Source organism: Rickettsiales bacterium Ac37b (assembly GCA_000746585.2).
Lineage (GTDB): Bacteria > Pseudomonadota > Alphaproteobacteria > Rickettsiales > Arcanibacteraceae > Ac37b.
This window is the reverse complement of sequence record CP009217.2, coordinates 659,790-685,569: the sequence shown is the minus strand read 5'-3', so window position 1 is coordinate 685,569 and position 25,780 is coordinate 659,790. Positions and strand designations below refer to the sequence as shown.

28 protein-coding genes are annotated in these 25,780 nt (G+C 30.7%); 24 read left to right on the top strand and 4 right to left on the bottom strand.

Annotation, left to right across the window (positions count from 1 at the left end; all coding sequences use genetic code 11):
- Window positions 1-29 precede the first annotated feature (29 nt).
- From virB8_1 to NOVO_03375, 6 genes are read left to right on the top strand one after another with little or no spacing between them, the layout of a single operon-like run.
- A complete protein-coding gene (virB8_1, locus tag NOVO_03400) occupies window positions 30-737 on the top strand; it encodes a Type IV secretion system protein virB8 (GenBank protein AIL65068.1) in 708 nt (235 codons plus the stop codon).
- 28 nt (window positions 738-765) lie between these two features.
- On the top strand, window positions 766-1,173 hold the full coding sequence (gene virB9_1, locus NOVO_03395; GenBank protein ID AIL65067.1) for a Type IV secretion system protein virB9: 408 nt from the start codon (window positions 766-768) through the stop codon (window positions 1,171-1,173).
- A 20-nt stretch (window positions 1,174-1,193) separates the two neighbouring features.
- Window positions 1,194-2,447 (top strand): Type IV secretion system protein virB10, encoded by a 1,254-nt coding sequence (virB10, locus tag NOVO_03390; GenBank protein ID AIL65066.1) that lies wholly within the window; start codon window positions 1,194-1,196, stop codon window positions 2,445-2,447.
- Between the two features lie 9 nt (window positions 2,448-2,456).
- Window positions 2,457-3,467, top strand: coding sequence for a Type IV secretion system protein virB11 (gene virB11, locus NOVO_03385; GenBank protein AIL65065.1), 1,011 nt, complete (start codon window positions 2,457-2,459; stop codon window positions 3,465-3,467).
- Between the two features lie 13 nt (window positions 3,468-3,480).
- Entirely contained in the window at window positions 3,481-5,238 is a 1,758-nt protein-coding gene (virD4, locus tag NOVO_03380; protein AIL65064.1) for a Type IV secretion system protein virD4, read from the top strand.
- A gap of 44 nt (window positions 5,239-5,282) precedes the next feature.
- Window positions 5,283-6,161 (top strand): hypothetical protein, encoded by an 879-nt coding sequence (locus NOVO_03375; protein AIL65063.1) that lies wholly within the window; start codon window positions 5,283-5,285, stop codon window positions 6,159-6,161.
- 310 nt (window positions 6,162-6,471) lie between these two features.
- Here NOVO_03375 and osmY read toward each other — a convergent pair whose 3' ends face one another.
- Window positions 6,472-7,068 carry an Osmotically-inducible protein Y precursor gene (osmY, locus tag NOVO_03370; GenBank protein AIL65062.1) on the bottom strand — a complete coding sequence of 199 codons (597 nt, stop codon included), beginning with the start codon at window positions 7,066-7,068 and terminating at the stop codon, window positions 6,472-6,474.
- 155 nt (window positions 7,069-7,223) lie between these two features.
- A complete protein-coding gene (gene ribA / locus NOVO_03365; GenBank protein AIL65061.1) occupies window positions 7,224-8,342 on the bottom strand; it encodes a GTP cyclohydrolase-2 in 1,119 nt (372 codons plus the stop codon).
- A gap of 12 nt (window positions 8,343-8,354) precedes the next feature.
- On the opposite strand from ribA, the gene NOVO_03360 reads away from it, so the two are divergent.
- Complete coding sequence (locus NOVO_03360) at window positions 8,355-9,032, top strand: Transcriptional regulatory protein (GenBank protein AIL65060.1); 678 nt, start codon at window positions 8,355-8,357, stop codon at window positions 9,030-9,032.
- A gap of 48 nt (window positions 9,033-9,080) precedes the next feature.
- Complete coding sequence (locus NOVO_03355) at window positions 9,081-9,515, top strand: hypothetical protein (protein ID AIL65059.1); 435 nt, start codon at window positions 9,081-9,083, stop codon at window positions 9,513-9,515.
- A gap of 367 nt (window positions 9,516-9,882) precedes the next feature.
- Here NOVO_03355 and rsh read toward each other — a convergent pair whose 3' ends face one another.
- Window positions 9,883-12,033: a GTP pyrophosphokinase rsh gene (gene rsh, locus NOVO_03350; protein AIL65058.1), complete on the bottom strand. Its 2,151-nt coding sequence runs from the start codon at window positions 12,031-12,033 to the stop codon at window positions 9,883-9,885.
- Between the two features lie 113 nt (window positions 12,034-12,146).
- Here rsh and NOVO_03345 point away from each other — a divergent pair, with 113 nt between their 5' ends.
- The 4 genes from NOVO_03345 (at window position 12,147) to artM (ending at window position 14,971) form a co-directional block, all read left to right on the top strand.
- Window positions 12,147-12,737, top strand: a complete 591-nt coding sequence (locus NOVO_03345; GenBank protein ID AIL65057.1) for a 5-formyltetrahydrofolate cyclo-ligase family protein — start codon at window positions 12,147-12,149, stop codon at window positions 12,735-12,737.
- Between the two features lie 140 nt (window positions 12,738-12,877).
- Window positions 12,878-13,627: an Arginine-binding extracellular protein ArtP precursor gene (gene artP, locus NOVO_03340; protein ID AIL65056.1), complete on the top strand. Its 750-nt coding sequence runs from the start codon at window positions 12,878-12,880 to the stop codon at window positions 13,625-13,627.
- On the top strand, window positions 13,627-14,277 hold the full coding sequence (gene artQ / locus NOVO_03335) for an Arginine transport system permease protein ArtQ (protein AIL65055.1): 651 nt from the start codon (window positions 13,627-13,629) through the stop codon (window positions 14,275-14,277). Before artP ends, artQ begins: the two co-directional genes overlap by 1 nt.
- Window positions 14,264-14,971, top strand: coding sequence for an Arginine transport ATP-binding protein ArtM (gene artM / locus NOVO_03330; protein ID AIL65054.1), 708 nt, complete (start codon window positions 14,264-14,266; stop codon window positions 14,969-14,971). Before artQ ends, artM begins: the two co-directional genes overlap by 14 nt.
- A 63-nt stretch (window positions 14,972-15,034) precedes the next feature.
- On the opposite strand, the gene NOVO_03325 is transcribed toward artM, so the two are convergent.
- Complete coding sequence (locus NOVO_03325; protein AIL65053.1) at window positions 15,035-15,790, bottom strand: Outer membrane protein W; 756 nt, start codon at window positions 15,788-15,790, stop codon at window positions 15,035-15,037.
- 356 nt (window positions 15,791-16,146) lie between these two features.
- Here NOVO_03325 and NOVO_03320 point away from each other — a divergent pair, with 356 nt between their 5' ends.
- The 12 genes from NOVO_03320 to hemA all read left to right on the top strand — a co-directional run bounded on the left by NOVO_03320 (window position 16,147) and on the right by hemA (window position 25,780).
- Window positions 16,147-16,692, top strand: a complete 546-nt coding sequence (locus NOVO_03320) for a hypothetical protein (protein AIL65052.1) — start codon at window positions 16,147-16,149, stop codon at window positions 16,690-16,692.
- Window positions 16,693-16,835: 143 nt separating this feature from the next.
- A complete protein-coding gene (gene pntAA / locus NOVO_03315) occupies window positions 16,836-17,903 on the top strand; it encodes an NAD(P) transhydrogenase subunit alpha part 1 (GenBank protein ID AIL65051.1) in 1,068 nt (355 codons plus the stop codon).
- Window positions 17,896-18,300, top strand: a complete 405-nt coding sequence (locus tag NOVO_03310) for an NAD(P) transhydrogenase subunit alpha (protein ID AIL65050.1) — start codon at window positions 17,896-17,898, stop codon at window positions 18,298-18,300. The genes pntAA and NOVO_03310 overlap by 8 nt, the downstream gene beginning before the upstream one ends.
- Window positions 18,290-19,693: an NAD(P) transhydrogenase subunit beta gene (gene pntB / locus NOVO_03305; protein AIL65049.1), complete on the top strand. Its 1,404-nt coding sequence runs from the start codon at window positions 18,290-18,292 to the stop codon at window positions 19,691-19,693. The genes NOVO_03310 and pntB overlap by 11 nt, the downstream gene beginning before the upstream one ends.
- Window positions 19,694-19,992: 299 nt before the next feature.
- On the top strand, window positions 19,993-20,622 hold the full coding sequence (locus NOVO_03300) for a hypothetical protein (protein AIL65048.1): 630 nt from the start codon (window positions 19,993-19,995) through the stop codon (window positions 20,620-20,622).
- Between the two features lie 122 nt (window positions 20,623-20,744).
- Entirely contained in the window at window positions 20,745-20,900 is a 156-nt protein-coding gene (locus NOVO_03295) for a hypothetical protein (protein ID AIL65047.1), read from the top strand.
- Between the two features lie 29 nt (window positions 20,901-20,929).
- Window positions 20,930-21,373, top strand: a complete 444-nt coding sequence (locus tag NOVO_03290; GenBank protein ID AIL65046.1) for a hypothetical protein — start codon at window positions 20,930-20,932, stop codon at window positions 21,371-21,373.
- Window positions 21,374-21,422: 49 nt separating this feature from the next.
- Complete coding sequence (locus NOVO_03285; protein ID AIL65045.1) at window positions 21,423-22,043, top strand: hypothetical protein; 621 nt, start codon at window positions 21,423-21,425, stop codon at window positions 22,041-22,043.
- 3 nt (window positions 22,044-22,046) lie between these two features.
- Window positions 22,047-22,838, top strand: coding sequence for a Malonyl-CoA O-methyltransferase BioC (gene bioC / locus NOVO_03280; protein ID AIL65044.1), 792 nt, complete (start codon window positions 22,047-22,049; stop codon window positions 22,836-22,838).
- A 13-nt stretch (window positions 22,839-22,851) separates the two neighbouring features.
- On the top strand, window positions 22,852-23,517 hold the full coding sequence (gene bioD / locus NOVO_03275; protein ID AIL65043.1) for an ATP-dependent dethiobiotin synthetase BioD: 666 nt from the start codon (window positions 22,852-22,854) through the stop codon (window positions 23,515-23,517).
- The gene (ctaA, locus tag NOVO_03270; protein AIL65042.1) at window positions 23,484-24,569 is read left to right on the top strand and encodes a Heme A synthase; all 1,086 of its coding nucleotides are present in this window, start codon (window positions 23,484-23,486) and stop codon (window positions 24,567-24,569) included. Before bioD ends, ctaA begins: the two co-directional genes overlap by 34 nt.
- A complete protein-coding gene (hemA, locus tag NOVO_03265) occupies window positions 24,566-25,780 on the top strand; it encodes a 5-aminolevulinate synthase (GenBank protein ID AIL65041.1) in 1,215 nt (404 codons plus the stop codon). The genes ctaA and hemA overlap by 4 nt, the downstream gene beginning before the upstream one ends.

Below are 25,780 nucleotides of genomic sequence, written 5' to 3'. Positions count from 1 at the left end.
ATAAAACACAGTAATAATATGTGGTATACATGAAGTCTAAATCTAACGCTTTACTCAATAAGTTGTTCAAGAAAAAGAGTTCTGACGAGACAGATATAGTTACTGAGGCTAAAAATTGGTATTCTGATCGTTATGAATCAGTACTCGTACAAAGAAATATTCTGCTTTTATTACTTATTATTATACTATGTGCCTTAATAGTTAGCGTATTTACGGTGGGAACTATATCTGCAAGTAAATCTTTAGAACCTTTTGTTGTAGAAATTGAAGATAAATCCGGTATTACCAATGTAGTAAACCCCTTTTCACGTAAGGATCTAACTGTAGATAACGCTTTAAATACTTATTTTTTAATTACTTATATGCGTGCAAGAGAAACTTATGCTTCTAGTAATTATGAATATAACTATAGAACGATAGTAAGATTATATTCAACTCCAGGAGTGTATAATTCTTTTACTCGTAGCTTTCAGAATAATCCCAAAAATCCTATTACCACGTATGGTACTAATAATAGTACCAGCTTAAAAGTACGTTCTATACAATTTCTTAACCCAGGCAAAACTGCTCAAGTAAGATTTACTGTTGTAGAAAATGAAGGATCGAAAAATTCTTTTTATAAAATAGCAACAATAGACTTTGAATTTTCACAAATGGAAATGTCTATAGAAGACAGATTTATTAACCCTCTTGGTTTCCAAGTAACAAATTATGTGGTCAGTGATGAGCTTATATAAAACTATTTTTATAACTATATGTTTATTTATGGTAATATTTCCTAGAACGTATGGAGATGTGCCTCTTACTACTGATAATAGAATTAAAACTTATATTTATAATGAAAATGAGGTATTTCTGATGCTGGTTCATTATGGTTATCAATCTAGTATAGAATTTGGAATAGGAGAAGAGGTGGAAACAATTTCTGTTGGAGATTCTTATGCGTGGAAGATTACCCCTGTAGGAAGACGATTATTTGTAAAGCCTTTAGAAGAAAATATGCATACAAACATGACCGTTATAACTAATAAACGTACTTATCAATTTGATATTATGTCTAAACTACCAGACGAAAGTTTTGATAAAGATTTAGTATATGTAGTAAAGTTTTTCTATCCTTATCGTGCCGCGGGTAAGAGCGGTACTAATAATGATAGTAAATTATTTAATTAATACAACATAATAGTAATAATATGCGTGATAAAGATGAAAATGATTTTGAATTAGATCAAAGTTTAGATGAAAATAATACGCCAGAAATAGACTCTGAACTTTCAGCTGTTGCTTCTAATCCTAAAAAAAATGCCGCTACTTTAATAATTCTTATATTATGTGCTATAACACTAATATACTTTTTATTTTTTAAAGATAGTAATTTACCGCCTCCTGAAGCAAAACCTGATATTTCAAAAGAGATACCTACAACAAAGCCTACAGCGGATAATAATAATCTTAATATTCCTACTTTACCACAATTACCAGCTCCGCCACCTCTTGTTGCACCTACACCTCCTCCTCCACCTGCGCCTCCAGTTGCAACTTTACCGGCTCCTCCAGCTCCACCACCGCCTGCTCCTATTTCACCAGAAAAAGTAGCGGCAACTGTTCCAACTATTCCTATAGTAAGTAACAGCTCTAACGCACAAATGGATCAGCGTAAAAAATCTGGTATTATGCTTGGTGGAGGGGGGTCAAATAATGATAAACAAAAAGCTGATTCAATTATTTCAGCAAAAGATTCTTTTTTTACTCCTACTCGTACTACAGCTGATCAACAAAAAGCTACAAGACTTGGTGATCCTACCTTAGTTATTGCACAAGGTAAAATAATTGATGCTGTACTTGAAACAGCAATTAATACAGATTTAGTTGGTACTATTAGAGCTATCGTAAGTAGAGACATTTATGGTGAAGCAGGTAAAAACATATTAATACCAAAAGGATCAAGGCTCATTGGTTCATATACATCAGGCGCTAATGTAGGGCAAACGCGTGTTTCAATTAGGTGGTATAGATTAATTAGACCAGATGGTATTGATTTTATTATAGATCGTTCTTGGGCTACAGATGCTCTAGGTAGGGCAGGTATCGAAGGTATAGTGGATAATAAGTATTTTGAAATTGTTGGGAATGCATTACTTCTTAGTAGTATTAATATTGGAACTGCTGTTGCAGCACAAAAAATTACTAATGCTCAAGCAGTAAAACAGATATCTGTAACTCCAGCTACTGGTGCTACTACTACAGAACAAACTGGTTCGCCAAAGGATTATGCCGTACAAAGTGCTGTTAGTAATCTGAGCAATGTTGGACAGCAATTAACTCAAAACAACCTACAAACTACACCTACAATTTACGTAGATCAAGGGAGTAAAATCAAAGTTTTTGTGAATCAAGATTTAATATTTCCTGCTAATCTTGCAACTAATATTAAATATATAGAATAGTAAATATATATGTCTAATTTTGCAGCACTTGAAACATTTTTATATCCTTTCCAAGATTTATTTAATAGGGATGGTGTTGCAGAAATTTCTATCAATAGGCCCGGCGAAGTATGGGTAGAACAAAAAGGCGATATGTATTGTGAATCTATACCTAGCATAGATATAGATCATTTGAAATCCTTAGGTAGACTTATTGCGCAATCTACAGATCAAACTATTAGCGAAGAAACGCCCTTATTATCCGCTACTTTACCTAATGGCTTTCGTATACAAATTGTATTTCCTCCAGCTTGTGAACCTGGTACTGTTGCTATGTCTATAAGAAAAGGGGCCACAGTTCAGTATACTCTAGATACTTATGAAAAAATTGGTGCGTTTGATACTACTACAATTGAAGAAGTTATTGATGAAAGTACTGCTACTTTAATCAATCTATTAAAAGAAAAAAAAATTAAAGAATTTTTAAGTACAGCTGTCAAAACTAAAAAAAACTTAATTGTGAGCGGTGGTACCTCAACTGGTAAAACTACTTTTACTAATGCTCTATTACTTGAAATACCGAGCGACGAAAGATTAATAACTTGTGAAGATGCACGTGAAATCAATTTAAGTCAGCATAAGAATAGAATTCATCTTATTGCATCAAAAGGAGGACAAGGACGAGCTAAAGTCAGCATCCAAGATTTAATTGAAGCATGCTTACGTCTTAGACCTGATCGTATAATTGTAGGAGAATTGCGCGGTGCAGAAGCATTTAGCTTTTTAAGAGCAATTAATACTGGTCATCCTGGATCTATTTCTACTTTACACGCTGATACACCTAATATGGCACTTGAACAATTAAAATTAATGGTGATGCAAGCTGGACTTGGAATGCCTCCTGCAGAAATTAAAAACTATATAACGGCCGTAATTGATATTGTAGTACAACTCAAACGAGCTGCCAAAGGTAAACGTTATATATCAGAAGTGTATTTTAAAGGTATGAATGATTCAACAAATAGTTTAAAGGAAAGTTAATATAAGGTTTTTTATGAATACTATACGTAATTGGGTTATAATTAGTGTTTTAGTTTTGTGTACATTCCTATTATGTATTTACCTAGGAGGTATAATATTAACTATTTTATTAGATAGTGTTAGTAATGTTCAAACACGTTTTATAGCTAACGTAAACATAGTATGGTTTTACTTACACTATATTTGGCAATATAGAAATAGCCTTACTTTAGAATATAGCAATTATTTTGTAGTCAAAGTAATAGCTTCTACTTTAACGCCTTTTATAATTATTGTAGGAGCAGGTTACAATTACCGTGATAAACTGACCAAATGGCGTCCATATCAAGAAAAAGAATCTATTCATGGTGATGCTAAATGGGCTTCCGAAGAAGATATAAAACGTGCAGGTTTACGCTCTAAACAAGGAATGTTACTTGGTAAAGACAAGAACGGTTATTTCATTGCATCGGGCTATCAACATGCTTTATTATTTGCACCAACAGGTTCTGGAAAAGGTGTAGGTTTTGTTATACCTAATTTGCTTTTTTGGGAAGATTCAATTATTGTCCATGATATTAAATTAGAAAATTATACTCTAACTAGTGGCTGGCGTGCTAAAATGGGCCAAAAAGTATTTGTATGGGCTCCTGCTGATCCTGATGGTAAAACTCATTGTTATAATCCTATAGACTGGGTAAGTAGTAAACCAGGGCAAATGGTAGATGATGTACAAAAAATAGCTAACTTAATTATGCCAGAAAGGGAATTTTGGAATAATGAAGCACGCAGTTTGTTTGTTGGCGTGGTATTATATCTTTTAGCTGTACCGGATAAAATTAAATCTTTTGGTGAAGTAGTACGCACTATGCGCAGTGATGATGTGGTCTATAATCTAGCAGTAGTATTAGATACTATTGGTAAACATATTCACCCTGTAGCATATATGAACATAGCGGCCTTTTTACAAAAAGCTGATAAAGAAAGATCTGGTGTAATTTCTACTATGAACTCATCTCTAGAATTATGGGCTAACCCTTTAATCGATACAGCTACCGCCACCAGTGACTTTAATATTCAAAATTTTAAAAAAGATAAAACCACTATTTTTGTTGGCTTAACGCCTGATAACATAAAAAGGCTTGAACCATTAATGCAAGTATTCTATCAACAAGCTACAGAATTTTTAAGTAGAAAACTACCAGATAATAAAGAGGATCCATATGGCGTGATGTTTATGATGGATGAGTTCCCAACCCTCGGTAAAATGGAACAATTTAAGACTGGTATTGCTTATTTCCGTGGTTATAATGTTAGACTATTCCTCATTATTCAAGATACAGAACAATTAAAAGGTACTTATGAAGAAGCAGGTATGAATTCTTTCTTATCAAATTCAACATATCGTATAACATTTGCGGCTAATAATATGGAAACTGCTAATCTTATTTCACAATTATGTGGTAATAAGACTGTTGAGCAAGTATCACAAAATAAGCCTAAATTCATGGATCTAAACCCTGCATCTCGTTCGTTACATGTTTCAGAAGTACAAAGGGCTTTATTATTGCCTCAAGAAGTAATTTTATTACCACGTGACGAACAAATTGTATTAATTGAATCTTTCCCTCCAATTAAATCTAAAAAGATTAAATATTTTGATGATAGATTCTTTAAAAAAAGGTTATTACCTCCTATTAATGTACCTATACAAGAACCTTATGATATTAAAAAATCTAACAAAATTGATCAATCTACAGAAACATCTAGTAATAGCAATGTTGAAGATTAAAATATCTTAACAATCTTATATATAGAGAAACAAGATTTTTTAAAATGTTAAAGTTTGTTATAAAAAATATCTTTAAATGCCTATATCAAGCTGCATATAACACTATCAATGATGATGGGGTAGAACATGCTGGATATATGGCTTTTTTATTTTTACTTTCCTTATTTCCGTCCTTAGTATTCTTAATGGCCATAACTGGTATTATAGGCGCATCTGATATTGGTACACACTTTATTACCCTCCTCTTAGATAATTTACCGTTTAATGTAACTACTGCTATTCAACCCCGTATACAAGAAATATTATCTGGACCTCCACAAGGTATAGTATCATTAGCTTTTATTGGAGTATTGTGGACTTCTTCTTCATCAGTTGAAGGTTTAAGAACTATTCTAAATAGAGTGTATAGAGTGACTACCCCTCCACCATATATTTTGAGAAGATTGCTTAGTATAGTACAATTCTTAATTGTAATTACCGTAACTATTATCACTACCTTAATTTTAATTATATTACCAATTTTATTAAACAAGCTCTCTACTATCATTACCATAGATACTAAATTTTCGGATATGATTGACGTGGTAACTAATCTTATATCTTCCTTACAATATATTAGATATATAATCCTATATATTACCCTATTTATAATAGTGTATTCTTTATATTTTATGATACCTAATACAAAGTTAACTTCTATATATATTGCACCAGGAGCATTGTTAGTGGTAATATTATGGATTATTGGAGGTAATATATTTACTGCCTATTTGAAGCATTTTAAACAGGTTAGTGTAATTTATGGAGGCTTAGGTGGTATTATTATATCACTCTTGTTTTTCTATATCATAAATTTAATATTTATTTATGGAGCTGAATTTAATTATGTGTTTGGTCGTACAATAAACAATATACGTAAATAGATTATTTGACATATTTAGTTATAGTAAAGAAGTTGAATATTGATTACTTGGAGCGATAAGCGAAGCCTAAAATTAGTAGAAGAGCGAAGAGCTATGAATACGAAAATCTATAGTTTCTTGATTTGAATCATACTACCTTTTTCTGATCCCTTACATAACTTTTATAGCATATTTTAAACTTGTAATTAGTATATGCGTTCTTCTCCGCTAACCTAACAAAGAATATTTCGCTTATTATTCCTATCTGCTAAGGAAGCTGAAAAACTATATATAGATAACCTTTCACCATTATAGTAAATTCAATAAATAATTACTGACGTAATGGAGAATCTTTAAGTCGTACAAACGAAATTACTTTTTTAACATGGGGTATAGTACTAGCTATATATGTTACTTTATCTAATTCCTGCTGATTTTGTGCTATACCAAATAAATATGTAATTCCTTCAATAGTTTCAATATTATAATTTACAGAACGTATGTTTTTTTCTACTAATAACTTAGTCTTTAATTGTGTAGTAATCCAAGTGTCTAGGCTATACTCTTTAAGAGTAAGTTTATCATTTTGAGAAGAGATATTGATCTCATCCATCACTTCCTTTACACCTTCTTGTGACCAAACTATTTTCACAGCTTCCATTTTTGTTTTTGCATCAGGTACATAACCTGTTAATAGCACCCTTCCTTCATTAACTTTGACATCTACACCTATAAACATATGATCAAAATTCTTTTGTAAAAAATTAGATTTGATTCTTGTCCAAATCGTTGCATCATCTACTGTTTTACCAACAGTTTTTTCTTTTGATAATACTAAGCCAGTGGCTGCTGTTGCTCCTATCACAGCTGGTGCACAACCATTTAAAATATAAACCATAGCTAACAAATATACTATGTTATTATACATCTTTTTGCCTCCTAAGCTAACTTTTACTATATCATCAAAATTCACTTTAATCAGTATAAAACATCTTATTTACTAGAACAAGACTTCTATATATTTTAATTTAAATTAGAAAGAGTATTATTCGTTACTTCTATATAATGCCTACCGCTAATTTATTATAATTTATGTCCTAATTTTTCTGCTTTTGTTTTAAGGTATAAATTATTATATGGATTTTTCTTAGCCTTATGAGGCAAAACTTCTAATATTTCTATCCCGCCTTCTTTTAAACTCACGGCCTTTTGAGGATTATTACTTAATAATCTAACTTTTTTTACATTAAGTAAATTGAGTATTTGGCACGCGTATATAAAAGGTCTTTCATCATCATCAAATCCCCATGCTTCATTTGCCTCTACGGTATCCAAACCTTTGGATTGTAGTACATAAGTGCGTAATTTATTGATAAAACCTATACCTCGGCCTTCTTGCATAAGATATAATATAATTCCAGCATTTTCCTTATCTGAAGCCATATATTGTATTGCAGTTGTCAGTTGATCGCCGCAATCACACATTAAAGAAGTTAATAAATCACCTGTGTAACAAGAAGAATGTATCCTAACTAAAGGTGTAGGGCTTGTAGATAAATCTCCTATAATTAAAGCATAATGTTCTTTACCGCCAGTTGTGGCACGAAATGCTACAATCTCTGCATTAGGCGTATATTTAAGCTTTAAAGGAGCTCTACATATTTCCTGTAGTAAAGAAGCATTATTTTCTAAACAGTGCATAATTTCAGTATGGTCAATTATGGAGATTCTATTAGTATTCAACCATTTACTGAGATATTGATTATTACAATCAATATTTACTATAATTGCTGCTGGCAGTAATTCTGCTATTTTCATTAAATGTAATGATGCATTATATTCATTACTAGTTTGAGTAAAATTATATTCTTGAAAATTTAAACTAGTTTCACTTGTAGTTATCAGATTTATGCTATCAATATCATTTATATTTAGTATAATAGACACAGGATAAACAAACTTCTTAGAATTAGATAAATAGTTGGCTCGATTAGATGAAATAAGTAGTTGTAAATTATTAAATTCAAGTTTCTTTAATAATTTTATGTGGTTCGTATTAAAATATTCTGCTGAAATAACTAGTGATGTAAAATTATGCTCATGTTTTACAACGATTGCTAAAGAATTTTTGATATCAGCAATTGCTCTTTCTACATTTAGTACGGATAATTCTGAAAGTGAAAAATTTATATCGTTTAACATGGAATAAATTTTATGAATAATATAATGGAATCTGTTTTTATATACAGTAATAAACATTTTATTACTGAAATATTTGCACAAGTGCCTAATTACACAGTAATTAATCTGAAATCTTTACAACAATTAAAAGACATTCGTACAAATAATAAATTTTCGCTCATCATAGATAGTTCTTATGAAGAAGTCAATTGGAAAGACATTGAATCTGTTATTTTACAATTAAAGTTGATTATATTGCTATATGATACATCGGTGAATAATATACAATCATTATCCATACCTTTGAATATACCGATAATTTATATGGCTATGCCTTTTAAATTTTTTAAGTTAATTTCCTTGATTAATTATTATTCATCTACAACTCAAGAAAATATAAGATTAAGTAATAATTATAGTTTTTCTTATACCAATAAATTATTGATTAGGTTAAAAGGAGAGGCCAAATATAATGAAAATATTGATTTAACAGAAAAAGAAGCATCCTTGCTCAAATTTTTATATAATGCACAAGGTAGTCCTATAAGTAAAAATGAGATTTTAGAACGGATATGGGGATATTCTAGTATACTAGAAACACATACCTTAGAGACGCATATTTATAGATTAAGACAAAAATTAGGAGAAGATGCGTACATGATTTATACCTATGAAAACAAATATGGATTAAAAAGACATGATTTTTCTTAAATTTTGTATTATGCTTATATCCGAACATTAATTATATAGGAGTGTATTATGCAAAAAATTATTTTATCATTAATGCTATTGTTGTTTCCTCTAACTAGCTTTGCTGATAATACATCAAGTATTGGAATTACTAATATGTGGGCTACGCCTACTATAGGTACTGTAGACAATACAGCGGTTTATTTGGATATTACTAACAAAGGAACAGATGCAGATACGTTGTTATCAGCACAAACATCTATTGCGAGTAAATGTGAACTGCACAAAACAGTTAATACTGATGGTGTAATTACAATGACTGCTATAGATAAGCTTGTGATTCCGGCCAATACTATGGTGACTTTTGCTCCAAATGGTATGCATGTAATGTTAATGGGTCTAAGCCAGAAATTAGTTTTGGGTGATAAGTTATCACTTTCTTTAACATTTGAAAAAGCTGGAACTATTACAATTGATGTACCTGTGCAAGCAAGCGCTAGATAATTGATAAAGAGCTTGTATTGTATTTATTATAATACAAGCTTTTTTATTTGTAATAGGGACGTCGTCACTCGGTTAGCTTATGTAGTTATGTACACTTCGCGCCTCGTTTCTATCCCTATTACAAATTAATTCGCTATAGTTTTTTCAGCTTCCTTAGCAGATAGGAATGATGAGCAAAACCTACTTTTTGTTAGGTTAACGGAGAAGAACGCATATGCTAATTCAAATCAAGAAACTATATAGCTAATTTTTTTGCTAATATTATCAATCTTAGCTGCAAAAACTTACTTATATATCTTAAAATTACTTTCAAAATCTTATCTAAAAATACCTTGTTAACAGCCCCATATATTAGGTTTCTTTGCACCTAAACTTTGTATCGTTCAGCTGAATGTATACAATGTTTTCCACGCAAAGCAGAAATAAGATTTAATAAATGTTTTACTCCTAGCACTTCTACATCTAAGATGATTTCAAAAAAATCATTGGTACGATTAACAATTTTTAAGTTTATAATATTAGCATTTTCTTTGGCAATAGTGTTTGACATAGTGGCAAGTCCTCCTTGTTCATGAGCTAGTATTACTTTTATTCTACCAATATGAAGCATATCTGTAGAATCTTTATCCCATGCTATATCTAGCCATCTTTCAGGTGTAGAAGCAAAATTTTCTAACATTTCACAATCTATAGTATGAATTGTAATGCCCTTACCTGTATGAACTATTCCTATGATATTATCACCTGGTAAAGGATGACAGCATCCTGCAAAATGTATGGCCATACCTGGCATTAAGCCTTTGATAGGGACAATAGAATCTTGAGATTTGGCAATTTTTTTCTTACCAAATCTTAGGAAAGCAAATTTGCTCTTTAAACTATTTTGTTTTTTATCATTAGGAAAGAGTGCTTTAATTACATCATATCTATTAATTACACCTTCTCCCACCGACATCAATAAATCTTCTAGAGTTTTTTTCTTAAAAAATTCTACAGCAGGTTCCATAGTTTTTTCATTAAATTCCTTGCCCTGTCCGCGTAATATTTTAGTTATAATAATACGACCTAAGTTAATATATTCTTGTCGTTGTTTTGTTTTGATAAATCGTCTAATTTCCGAACGAGCCTTACCAGTCACCACAAATTTTTCCCAAGATGGAGAAGGTACTTGGGTTTTAGCACGAATAATTTCAACTTGATCGCCATTACTTAATAATGTACGTAATGGTACAATACGGCCATTTACTTTAGAACCTACGCATGTATTTCCTACATCTGAATGGATAGCATAGGCAAAATCCACGGGAGTTGCTCCTTTAGGAAGGGCAATGATATTACCTTTTGGTGTAAAAGCAAATACCTGATCATAATACATTTCAAGTTTTGTATGTTCTAAAAACTCTTCTGGATCTGAAGTATGTTCCAAAATTTCTAATAACTCACGTATCCATCGATATTGTTTACCGTCTATATTTTGTTGATAGTTTTGCTTATAACTCCAGTGAGCGGCTACGCCAAGCTCTGCTATTTCATGCATATAGTAAGTTCTAATCTGAATTTCTATTCTCTGCTTATCAGGACCTACTACCACTGTATGGATGGATTGATATCCATTAGCTTTAGGTGTACTAATAAAATCCTTAAAGCAATCTGGTACCATATGGTAATGCGAATGAATAATTCCTAGAATCTGATAACATTCAGAGGTTGTTTCAGCTAAGATACGGAATGCAACTATATCAGATAATTGTTCAAAAGATATATTTTTACGTTCCATTTTTTGCCAAATAGAGCAGGCAGTTTTTTCTCTACCTGAGACAGATGCCTTTATATTTTCCTTTGCAAGCATTTCACTAATTTGTACAATAATTTTATCAATTAAAATTTTACCTTCTTGGCGCAAGAAATTTAATCTATTAATTATTGAGTTACGTGCTTCTGGGTATAATTCTGCAAATGCTAAGTCTTGTAATTCGCTTTTAAAAGTCTGTATACCTATACGCTCTGCTAAAGGCGCATATATTTCCATAGTTTCATGTGAAATACGTAACCTACGTTCATGAGATTTGATAAATTTAATTGTTCTCATATTATGAACACGATCAGCAAGCTTTACAAGTAATACCCTTATGTCATCAGACATAGCTAATAATAGCTTGCGAAAATTCTCTGCTTGTCTAGTATGTTCAGATTGACATTCAATTTTTGTTAATTTTGTGACGCCATCAACTAATTTGGTAATTTCATTACCAAAATCCTTTTCAATATCTTCTAATGTTAATTCGGTATCTTCAACCGTATCATGCAATAATGCTGTAACAATTGTGGCAGTATCCATGGTCATAGTAGCCATAATATAAGCTACTTCTAGTGGATGCTGATAGTAAGGATCATTAGAATCACGTAACTGAGAACCATGTGATACAATTGCTAGTTCACAAGCATGCTTAATAGTGTTAACCTGTAAAGGTGATAAATAAGTTGAGACTTTATCTATTAATTTTTGTTGATCAACCATATAATACAAATAACTAAAGCAATAAAATAAAATATATATATATATTATACAGTGACTTTAAAAGTTATAATAGGGATTTTTATATAGATTATTAAATAATAAAATATTTACATATGATTGAGAAAAAAACTTTAAGAGCTCATTATATAAAATTGCGTTCTTTACATGCTATAAATAATCCAGAATTTTTACAAAAAATTTCTGAGAATTTTTTTAACATTTTAGAAAATTATCCTAAAAAAAGCATTATTGCAGGTTATTTAGCGATGCCAGGTGAGCTTAATTTATTACCATTACTTCAAAAAGCTGAACAACATGGTTATAGAATTGCTATGCCTGTTGTAATTAGTAAACATTCTCCCTTAAGTTTTTGTTTATGTGGTGCTAACCCTACAATCACTATAAGTAAATATTATAAAAACTTACCAGAGCCTATAGATGCTTACCCATATGTTATGCCTGATATTGTTATAACTCCTATGCTTGCATGTGATAGACAGGGCACAAGACTCGGTTATGGAGGAGGTTTGTATGATAGGACTTTAGCTTCTCTAAGAGGAAAATCTTCATCTTTGGTGGTAATTGGAATATGTAATCATAATTTTCTTGTGAATTCTGAACTTCCGCATAATCTATATGATCAATTTTTAGATATTATTATTACTGATAAAGAAATGATAACTACTAGAGCTAGGCAGCTGTAGAAGTAGTGATTGACTCATTTTTTAAATAATGTTAGAGTAACAACTGTTTTTTACTAATAAAGGAAGTTGTAATATCCGTATAAATTTGTTAATTATTTAGTAAAGCATAAATTCTCAGTATTTTTGTCTGTAACTTATATATGATAGTAATTACTATGTTATTCAAAATCTTATTAATTTGCCTATTACCTTTTTTAAATAGTTGTGAAGAGAAAAAAAATGATATAAAGCAAACTTTAATTATGGGTACTTCTGCTGATTACAAACCGTTTGCATTTATTCAAGATAATGAAATAGTGGGTTTTGAAGTAGATCTTGCTAAAGCCTTAGCTAAAGAATTAAATATTAATTTAGAAATAAAAGACATGGATTTTGCAGCATTAATACCTGCGCTCAATAGTACCCGTATTGATTTTGTTATGGCATCAATGACACCATCATCTGAACGTTTGAAACATATTGACTTTTCTAACCCTTATTATACAGGTTTTGTTACAATTTTAACAAGGAAAGATAATAGTATCAGTGATTTAGATGGTATTACTCAAGGCACTTTGGGTGTACAAATGGGAAGTGTATGGGAAACATTTGCTAATAAAAAAGCCTTTGAAAATCCGGATATAAAAGTATTTGTTGGGAATAAAATCCCACAGTTAATAGAAGAGCTAAAAGTTGGAAGGATAGATATTCTTATTCTTGAAGAAGAACAAGCACGAGAAATTGTTTTATTTAATCCAGAATTTACATATATAATCCTAAACAAAAGCGAAGATAGTATTGCTGTAGCTTTTACTAAAGGTTCCAATTTAGTACCCGAATTTAATAAAGCTCTTGAAACTTTAGAAAGAACAGGGGAATTATCAAGACTCAGAGCAAAATGGCTTAATTAATGCATTTAAGTTTTTCTGACATTTTCTATATTGTCAAAGGTATAGGCGTAACTTTGAGTTATGCCTCATGCTCGGTGATGTTTGGTATAATTATAGCCACAATTCTTACGATTTTTAGTTTTAGCCATTTAAAGTTACTAAAGTTATTTAGCAAATTTTATGTTTCTATATTTAGAGGTACGCCTTTATTGGTACAGCTTAGTATAGTTTATTTTGGTATTCCTAGTTTAACAGGATATAAAATGCCGACATTTTTGGCCGGAGTTATAGCATTCTCTTTAAATTCTGGTGCATATATTTCAGAGGTTATTAGAGCAGGGATAAATAGTATAGATAAAGGGCAATTTGAGGTTGCAAAAACTTTAGGTATACCATATCATCTTATGATGCGTGATATTATATTCCCTCAGGCTTTACGTAATATTTTACCGGCTTTAGTAAATGAATTGGTCGATATGCTTAAAGAATCTTCATTAATTTCAGTAATAGGAGAAGCAGATTTAATGCGCAGAGCACAAATCATTGCTTCACAAAATTATATCTATTTTTCGCCTTTAATCACAGCAGCTATATGTTATTACTGTGTTATAACTATATTAAGCCTTTTGGCAAAACAATTAGAAAAAATACTGCATAATGATCATCATTGATAAATTAACTAAATACTATAATAACTTATTAGTGCTCAATAATATTAGTTTACGTATAGCAAAGGGCGAGGTAATTGCCATTACAGGGCCATCTGGCAGTGGTAAATCTACTTTATTACGTTGCATTGCTAATCTTGATTTGCCATCTTCTGGTACTATTACAATTGATGGAATTTCTTCCTTAAATTCTAGTATCTATGAAAAAATAGGTATGGTATTTCAGCATTTTAATTTATTTCCACATATGGATGTAATGAATAATCTTATATATACTCTTGCATCAGTTAGAAAGATGTCTAAGGATATAGCTAAAGAAAAAGCTTATTCATTATTAAAACAAGTAGGTTTAACTGATAAAGCTTATGTTTATCCTGCTAATTTATCAGGAGGGCAAAAACAGCGCGTTGCTATTGCACGTACCTTAATGTTAAAACCTGAAGTTATTTTATTTGATGAACCTACTTCTGCGTTAGACCCAGAAAATGTCAAAGAAGTGCTTAATATAATCAAAAATTTGGCCTATACAGGTGTAACAATTCTAATTGTCACACATGAGTTATCTTTTGCAAGAGATACAGCCGAGCGTTTATTATTCTTTGATCATGGTAATATAATAGAGGATGGCATGCCAAAGGACATTTTCCAAAATCCTAATACGGAACGTGCTAGAACTTTTTTTAATAATGTAATGTAAGGCTAAATTGCTATGTAATAAATAAGAAGAGCCACGGCTTTAGAATATGGCTCTTCTATTAGTTTAGAATCTGTAGCCTATACCTAATGAAATTATTAAAGGGTCCATTTTCAATTTTGTATTAATAGGTATAATATTAGAAGGGCTACCACTACTTGGTACAGTAACAAAAGTTAATTTAGGCTTCATCATCATTTTTTTTACATCTATACCTAAAATTAAATTTTCCCCTACCCATCCATCAGCACCTACTTGAAAAACTGGGCCATGTGAATCACCAACTTTTGAACCATTTGAACCAGAACCAAATGTATAGTGATAACCTACACCTATGTACGGTATTAATTTGCCATAAGGAGCTATATGATATTGTAATATCGCTGCAAAAGGAATAAATTTACCAGTTGTAGATTGATAATAAGGCCAATTGTTTACAAAAGTAGGTGTTGTAGTTCCTGCAGGCGTTATATACTGCGGTCCATTACCTACAGCTTTGATTTTATTAGAAAAATACCCGCCACTTACCTCAGCTGCTATGTGGTCCGTAAAGAAATAAGCTGCGCTCCCAGTTCCTCCTACTACAGACCCTAAACTAACTTGGGAGGTGTAAGGCAATGATACAATGGATGTATGAGTAGGATCATAAAAGCTACCTGTGCTATCAGCATTTTGTTTTAAAGAAGTGAGCCTACCATCCATTTTGAACTTGGCTATTATACGGCCAGCAGATCCGTTATCGGCATAGGCAGTAAAATTAAAACAGCATTGTATAACAAAAATTATGGTATATAAAAATTTTTGTGTTAATCTCATACTCATACTCATACTCATACCCCAATAATTATTTAGTGACCAAGAATAACAAAATAATAAAATTGCTGCAAGTAATGTAGAGCATAATCTTGAGATAATAAATAAATAATTGTGATGAATTGTGTAAAAACCACGGGCTTTAATAAACAATTAATTAATTTATTTTTAATATAATAAATACTAAATAATAGACGATAAGATAAGGATAAGTATTAATTAAGATATTTATAAGTAAATAGATTTGAATTTGCGGACCCAGTTAGCTTAAAGCTCTCCTACTATTTGTAGGCTTCGCTTATTGCTTCTTGTCCCAAATACAACTTAATTTACCATAGTTGATAGAAAGTAAAGGATAAATGTTTATGGTAGGTACAGAGAAGATAAATATTTCTGCTGATTTAGCACGAGTGCTAAACAATAACCGTCAAACATTAAATTTACATCCAAGGTTTAGTATAATTGGAGTACAAATTGCTTTAAGAGATGAGTTTATTCAAGAAAGAAATATTAAGAAAGAAGTAGTAGTAGGCTTAATGGCTGGAATGATTGCATCTGTCTCTAATGCTGATAATGAAAGTAAATTAGATAATACAATGCTCTTAAAAGCAATACAAAAAGCAGCTGTAAAAATTGCTCAAGATTCCAATAATGCCTCATTAACCCAAGCACAAGCTATGACACTTGGAAAAGCATGGGTAGATAAAGGTACTCAAAAAGCATTATTAAGTAGTACTCGTACTTCTATTGAGCAGCTCACAGCTACCCTAATGCATGTTAAACATAATACGTCATTTGATAAAATTATTAACCCAGAATTGCAACAACAAATACACAAAGCTTTTCAAAAGAATACTGTATCATCTAGTAATAATCATACTATGACGCCTGATAAAGGTCGTTCATTATAACGATATTTAAAGTCAAGCCTTAAGTGGCCATAGCCTATTATGTTATGACATTAATCTATTACTTACAGGTATTACTTGAATTTCCTATTTATATATGATTTACTGCTCAAATATTTTTTAATTATATCCAGAGTTGTGGTTTCATGAAAGTTTCTGTTATTAAAGAGCGATATATAAGTGAAAAACGTATTGCTATTTATCCTGCAGTGGCTAAAAAAATCGTTAATTTAGGCTTAGAATTATGTTTAGAACGAGGTATAGGAAATAACTTATATATAGATGATCAAGAATTTACTAGGGCAGGGGCTTATATGTCTTCTGTGCCTTTAGAAATTTTAGCTGATACGAATATATTATTAAAAGTTAGATTTTCAGATGATAATATTCATAATGAATTAAATGAATTAAATTTACTTCCTGAAGGCGCAATAATAATAGGGTTATTAGATCCTTATAATAATCGGCATATTTTAGAGCATTTAGCAGAAAGAAATATAACAAGTTTTTCTTTAGAATTAGTTCCAAATATTATGAGAGCTCAGCCTGTGAATGCTGTAGTGATGCAGGCAGGGTTAGCAGGATATAGAGCAATGTTAGAAACTATTTATTTTAGGGAAAAAGTAGTAAATTTGATGATTACTGCTGTTGGAACTTTATTACCTCTCAAGATATTAATTATTGGTGCAAATCCTGCGGGGTTACAAGCGATAACAGTAGCAAAAAGATTAGGAGCAATAGTATGTGTTTCTGATGCAAGTAAGAAGCGTGAGTTGGTAGAAAGTTTGGGTGTAGAGTTTATTGATGCTGTATCAGATATTGCAGATTATGACATAATATTATGTACTATGAATATTTTTAATCAAGATACAAAAATTATACTTACAGAGAAAATGGTATCATCCATGAAGCCAGGCTCGGTTATAGGTGATTTTATGGGTAAAAATGGTGGTAATTGTATTTTGACCCAGAAGGATCAAGTAATTAATTATTGTGGAGTAAAAATTATTGGTTATAGTGATATAATACATCGAATGGCGTATGATGCCAGTAAGTTATACGCGGATAGTTTACTGCATTTTATATCGCTTATATATAATAATGTAACAAAAGATATAGAAGTTAATTATGCAGATGAAATAATTAATAATACTCTTTCAACGTATAAAGGGCAAATAGTGAATAAAAAGCTTAAGCAGATATATTATGGATAAAAAATCTATACTTGTTTTATATGATGATGCACAAAAATTAAATGAACAAATTGTAGCTCTTGCAGAAAAGGTAAAATTATTAGCGGATAATACTAATCATTTACCTAATAACGAGCTTTATATTTTTGCTATAACAATTTTTATATTAACGTGCTTTATTGGATATCAAATTGTCTATAGAGCTAGACCTGCTTTATATCAAGTATTGATTGTTATGTCATCTACTATGTCTGGTATAGCGATCATGAGTGTTTTTAGTATAGTTAGAGAAACTCAGTTGAATTTTTCTACCCTATTTAGCTTTTTTATGATGGTTGTATTATCAGCTACTATAGTGGCAGGATTAATTATAACATACCGCATGTTAAAAATATTTAGTAAAAAACATGATTTATAGTGAAAATATAGCATATCTAATTACTATTATTGGTTTTATTTTTTCTTTGCAATCTATGTCTTCTCTAAGGACGTATAAACGAGGTATTATATTTAATATTTTAGCGATTGTGATCTCGTTAATAGTTATAGTATATAATATAAATATATCAAATATTTATATTGTGTTATTAGCTTTAATTATAGGATGTGTTAGTGGTATAATAATATCAGTAAAAGTAAGTATGAATCAAATGCCTAAGTTGAACAACATACTTCATATGTTTATAGGATTATCAGAGCTATTAGTGATATATAGTATCTACTATCATCCTAGTATATATGGTATAGATTTTGCAGGAGAGCTAACACATTTAAATCTTATGTTTATCAGTATTAGTGTAGTATTTAGTGTCTTTACGGGGGTAGGATCTTTAAGTATTTTATTAACATCGCTAAATATAAAACCTCATGGTGCTAAGTATTTAAATAGAAAAGCATGGTGGAATTCATTGATATTAACAGTTTTAGTGCTGTTAGCTTGTTTGTTATCTTATTTTGGGAGTGGTATATATTTAAATCTGTTGGTTTTGATTGCAAGTTTATTTATAGCTTTAATTATATTATTCAATATTGATATAGAAACTCCTATTATAACTGCATTAATCAATGCATGTTCTGGGTGGTCTTTAACATGTATAGGGTTAATATTAGAAAACATTTTATTGATTACTATAGGTGCTATTATAGGAATAAGTGGTATGGTTATTGTTCGTGTAATAGCTAAATCTAGTAATTATAAGTTATTCAATATATTTTTTGTTAAAGAAAAGAATGGTGATAGAGAGTTTACTAAGTATAATTTAGCAGCTAATGTAATTAGTGCTGAAGATGCAGCATTTTTAATGAAAAATGTAAAATCTATTATTATTGTACCAGGATATGGTGTAGCGATTGCAGATGCACAAAATGTACTAAGAGAGTTAGCTGAACGATTAATGGATAGCAATATTAAAGTCAAGTTTGCTGTTCATAGATTGGCAGGACGTATGCCTGCTCATATGAATATTTTACTCGCGGAAGCGGGAATAGATCATAAGCAAATTTATGAATACGAAGATATTTACCAGAATTTTTCACAAACAGATATAGTACTAGTTGTAGGAGCTAATGATATTGTGAATCCTAAATTATATAATATTGGATATAATATATCTATGAGTGGTATAGAAAAAGCAGGAGCAGTCATTGTTATTAATAGAACATTGGGTAAAGGACATTCAAATATATATAATGAATTATTTGCCTTAAATAATGTTATGACAGTAAGTGGTGATGCTAAAGAAGTATTAACTAGTATAATTGATTTTTTATCTCCGCCAGGAGGTAATGTGATCAGAAAGTTAATATTCTAAAATTAAATTTCCTAACTCTTCTACTGTGCTGAATCTTAGATTCATTCAACATCCTTTCTTTAATTATACGATTTTTATATATGGTTTTTTAATTTTCCGTATCGAGTGTTTACCGCTATTTATTTTAAATTTTTACTTATATTTACTGACAAATAAGTAAAAATAGTGACAGAAATATTTCTAATTATTAGCGACATCAACATAATCTTAACATTTATATTGACGTAATTTAACGCTTATCCTAACGTTTCATTAAGTTATGAACGGTAGTGCATAACATAAATTATAGGGAGTCGCATATGTTCAATGATAATTGTAATGCAAAATCATTATTTTACATAGCTATAGATAGTGTTAGTAAAGCCATAGCAACTGATGGATTAGCAAATTTAGGGGTATCTTTATACGCTGGAATAGATAATAAAAGAACTGCTATTTCTATAGTTGCAGGTACGGCAGGATATATAATTAGAACAATATTTAGACAATGTGTAGATGAGGAATATGAAATAGATGTATTAGGGGTGACAATTAGGCCTTATCATATAGGAGGCATAGTAGGTGGAGCTATGAAGTATATGATCAAAAATCATAATATAGAATATATGACAAGAGATATAGCTTTAGGTGCATTTAATGGTTTTGGATGTGAAGTATCTTCTCATGATCTAAAGATGTATGGAATAATGAATTTAACTATATCTTTAAGCTCTCTTAAACTCATTGAAAGTGCTATAAGAGAAGATAAAGGGGAGGAGGTTATAAAAAATGTTATGGCTGGTACTGTGGCAGCGGTTGGTTTTCAATTTTATATGTTTATTAAAAATAATAGCTTACCTTATGTAGAAAGTTTTGCTGATAAAATATCTGAAATATATTCAGAAATGTATCTATTAGGTTTAAATATATCTTATGACGAATATATATAAAAAAATGTGAGTAGTAATTAAGAAAAGTTGACAGAAATTAACTGATAATTTATTATGATTACGCTTAAAAGATTAAGAAATGGGGGAGGGGATATTATAAATATATAAAAAAGGATATCTCCATGTCTGATAAAGTTTGTGATGTAAGCAATGTTATGAAGGTTTTTGGAACTAGTGTATATAAGACCTTAATTTTAGATAATGTGCCAAATAGAGTAGTTAGCCTGCTCACAAATAATCTCCTTAGAGAAGATGGCTTAATCTTGGAGGAATTATAGGAGGCGCACTTAAATACTCGGTTAGGGGGATGAATAATAACGCTAGTTTACTCGAAAAGATTGTATTAGGAGCGCTTAACAGTCTTGGGTATGAAATAATCACCGATGCTGATGTTGATATTCCTATTTATATGGCGCTTGCTATTTGTCTTGAAGCTAGCGAGCCAGCATTATCTCATATCTGGTTTGAACCACATGAGAATTTATACAAAGATGTTGTTGTAAGTGCAGGAGTTGGCGCGCTTGTAAGTGGAGCTGTTCTTGTATATATATCAACAGTTAGTTATGTTGGTGATATGATAAATAATGCATATGATGATATAAAACATAATATATCTCCTAGTTATATAGGTGATATGATGAATAGTTCATACAATTATATAATCAATAATGTATATCCAAGTTATATAGGATATGTAGCCAACTATGGATATATTATAGAAGAATATACAGGATGTAATTCTACTGTTTAAAGAATAAAAAATTGAAATTATGATGTTAAATATAGAAAAAGGATCAAATATGTCTAATAAAACTTGCGATTTAAGAAATATGATTAAAATTGTTGTAGATAGTACATATAAAGCGGTAATACTTGATGTTTTACCAACTAAAGTTGTGGCACGTTTCGATAGTAGTCCTGCTACAAATAATGTTTTAGTTTTTGTAGGGTCTACCGTAGGGTATACTATTAGAGGTTTGGCCAGAGAATGTGGAGATGAGTATTTTCCCTTTTCGAGTGGATATACACAATATTTTGGTGGATTTATAGGGGGTGCATTGAAATATTTAATTAAAGGGATAGGTAGCAGTACAAGTGTAGTAGAAAATATTGTATTAGGCGGTCTTAATAATTTTGGTTATGAATTAATGCAAGATGCTAATCTTAATAAGAATACTTCTATATTTTCTGCTGCTATACTAGAAATGAGTGAGCCAGTATTATCGCATATAATGTTTAAATCTCATGAGACATTACATAAAGATATAGTAGTTAGTGGTGGAGCTTCTTTACTTGTGAGTATAAGTGGATATGTGCATAATAAGACTTATAGTTATATCGATGCTACCCAGGATACGTTGTATAACCATGTCGTAGAATATGTAGGCCATAATAATACTATACATCATGATGATTTGTAAGGAATGTTACAAAAATCTCTTATAAAACAGAGTTTTGATAGATCAGCCTTTCAATATGATAGCTATGCAGGGCTACAGAAAGAAATAGCTAATGAATTATTAGCTATTTTCTTTAAGGGTGATAGATCTATTAATATGAAGCCGTTTAATATACTTGATTTAGGCTGCGGCACAGGATACCTATTGGAAAGGTTTATAGAGAGTGTAAACGTAGTAAATTTTACGCAGTTAGATTTATCTTTTAATATGTGTAAAGTTGCAGCTGAGAGGAATGGCGTGGTATCAACAGTAAATGGTGATATAGAACAATTACCATTTGATAAGGAGACTTTTGATATGGTAGTTTCATCTTCAACCTTTCAATGGCTTGAAGATATAAATATTGGTCTTAAAGAAGTGCTACGTGTCTTAAAACCTCGGGGTATAATTGCTTTTGCAACTTTTGGATATAATACATTAAAAGAATTGCGTCAAATTTTTGCATTAATAGATAATGGCAAGCATGTTAACGATTTTCTTCAAGGGGATATAATACAAAATATAATGCAAAATTTAGGGTTTACTGAATTTCAGGTAATAAAACGTACTAAAATTCAACATTTTGTAAATTTGTTAGAAATAATGCGTTATTTACGTAATTTAGGTGCAAGTTATAAAGGTAATAGTAAGCAGCAGGCTTTATTTAGTAAAGCCAAGTTAGATAAGTTAAATAGTTTGTATAAAAAAAATTTTAGTGATATACATGGCTTGATTACTAGTTGGGAAATATATTATTTTTTAGCATTAAAGCCATAATGAAGGATAAGAAATGCAGATTATTGCTATAGTTTCTCCTGGGACGAATGCAGGTAAAACTTTGGTTACAACAAGTTATGCATATAATCTCAGGAAAAAAGGTGCTAGTGTTAGAGTAATAAAACCAATAATAAGTGGCTTTGAAGAAAGCAATAATGATACTATAGAGATTATTAAAAGCCTTGGTTTATTAGTGACAGAAGAGAATATAGCAAGAGTTTCTCCCTGGAGATTTAAGGCACCGCTTTCACCTGATATTGCAGCATTAAAAGAAAATAAAGTAATTAATTTAACAGAAATTGTAGAATTTTGTGGTAATGATAAACAAAATAAAGCTATAGAATATCTAATAATTGAGATTGCTGGGGGCATATTAACTCCTATTAATGACAAAGAAACGATGCTAGATATAGTATCTACTCTTAATGCTGATATAATACTTGTAACCAATCATTATTTAGGTAGTATAAGCCATACATTAATGGCATATAATCTTATAAAATTACGTAATTTAGCTTTGAGAAAACTAATTATTAGCCAAAATGAGCAAAATAATTTAAGTGTAGATGATACAGTAAAGACTTTAAAAAATTTTATAAAAGTTCCTATAGTTACAATACCTTTTATTGATAAGCATGAAGAAAAATGGAAATGTATCAAAAATTTAGAAGAAATATAATAGATACGTCTTATGACGCTACCCAAAAACATATAGCTATGTGGTTGTTTTTGTGTGCCTTAATGATTTTATTGATGGTAGCTTTAGGTGGTATAACTCGTTTAACGCATTCTGGATTATCTATCGTAGAATGGAGGCCAATAACTGGCATTATACCTCCATTAAGCCTAGAGGATTGGATAGTAGAATTTAAAAAATATCAAGCTAGTTTAGAGTATAAATATATAAATTTTGGGATGACATTAGAAGAGTTTAAGCAGATTTTTTTGATAGAATATGTGCATCGTCTTATTGGTCGCATTACAGGGATAGTATTTATTTTGCCTTTAATATATTTTATAATTCGTAAAGAAGTTAATAAAGTATTAATTAATAAATTATTTTTAATATTAGTAATAGGATTGTTACAAGGAATCATAGGTTGGTATATGGTAAGAAGTGGTTTAGAAGACCATTATGATGTTAGTCAATATAGACTTGCCCTACATTTGATTACTGCTGTTATAATATATGGATTTATTATATGGATAGCATTAGATTGTTGGTATCAAGGTAAATTCTTGCATATTAGTACCAAGCTTATAGGCAGTAGTAAGCATGCTAATTTAAATGTGATATTAATTTTAATACAAATAGTATCTGGTGCATTTGTAGCAGGGACTAATGCTGGGCTAGTATATAATAATTTCCCTTTAATGGACGGTAGTTTAGTGCCTAGCGGATTGTTTAGGTTATCTCCTTGGTATCAAAATATTTTTGAGAATATTATTACAATACAATTTATTCATAGGGTGCTGGCAACGCTCATTGTGGCTAGTATTGTAATATTTTTTATTAAAAATTATAGAATTAATTTGAATAAAAGAGTAAATAGTATTATATTATGCTTACTTATAGTGCTGATTATACAAGTCTTTCTAGGGATTAGTACTTTAATATACCGTATTCCAACGGTTCTAGCGTTATTACATCAAATAGGAGCATTACTATTATTTTCAGTAGCATTGTATACTAGCTGGTTAATTAGAATGCAAGAAAGGTATCTTATATGAATTATAATGATTTATTTGCGAATGCTGTTAATATTATAAAAAATGAAGGGCGTTATAGGCGTTTTGTTGATTTAGCTCGGTATGTAGGGAATTTTGTTACAGCTAGAAATTATTCTGATCCAAGTAAAGAGGATGTAGTACTTTGGTGTATTAATGATTATTTAGGTATGGGACAGCATCCTAAGGTTTTACATGCGGCTATAGAAGCAACTAGTACTATGGGAGCTGGAAGTGGGGGCACTCGTAATATTGGTGGGACTAATCATCCTCTAGTATTGTTAGAACAAGAATTAGCTGATTTACATCAAAAAGATGCGGCATTAATTTTTACTTCAGGTTATGTAGCAAATGAAACTACTTTAGCCACCCTTACTAAAATATTAGATAATTGTATTATTTTTTCAGATGAAAGTAATCATGCTTCGATAATTAATGGAATAAAAAATAGTCGTGTTGAGAAGCATATTTTTAGGCATAATGATATTAATCATTTACGTAGTTTGCTTGAAAAGGTAGATATTGCTAGGACTAAAATCATTGTTTTTGAATCTATTTATTCTATGGATGGGGATCGTTCTCCTATTCAAGAAATATGCGATTTGGCTGAAGAGTTTAATGCAATGACTTATCTTGATGAAGTGCATACAGTGGGTATATATGGGAAGCATGGGGCTGGTATTGCAGAAGAAAAAGGTTTGATGGATCGTATTACAATTATACAAGGCACTTTAAGTAAGGCTTTTGGAGTTATGGGAGGGTATATAGCAGCGAGTGCACAAATTATAGATGCGGTGCGAAGTTATGCTCCGGGGTTTATTTTTACAACAGCATTACCGCCGGCGTTGGCATCTGCTGCTTTAGCAAGTGTAAGGCATTTAAAATCTAGTAATAATGAACGTGAAGAATTAAAGAAAAAAGTCCATATATTAAAGAAAATGCTTAAAGATGCATCTATTGACTTCTTGGATAATGACTCACATCTTATCCTGATTATGATTAATGATCCGTGGTTATGTAAGCAGGTCTCAGATGACTTATTAAATAAATTTAATATTTTTATTCAATATATTAATTATCCTACGGTACCAAAAGGTAGTGAAAGATTACGTATCACTGTTACACCGCTGCATACGGAAGAAATGATGCAGCAATTAGTTCATGCTTTAAAATCTGTATTTAGTAATTTAAATATTACGCAAATGGCTGCGTAA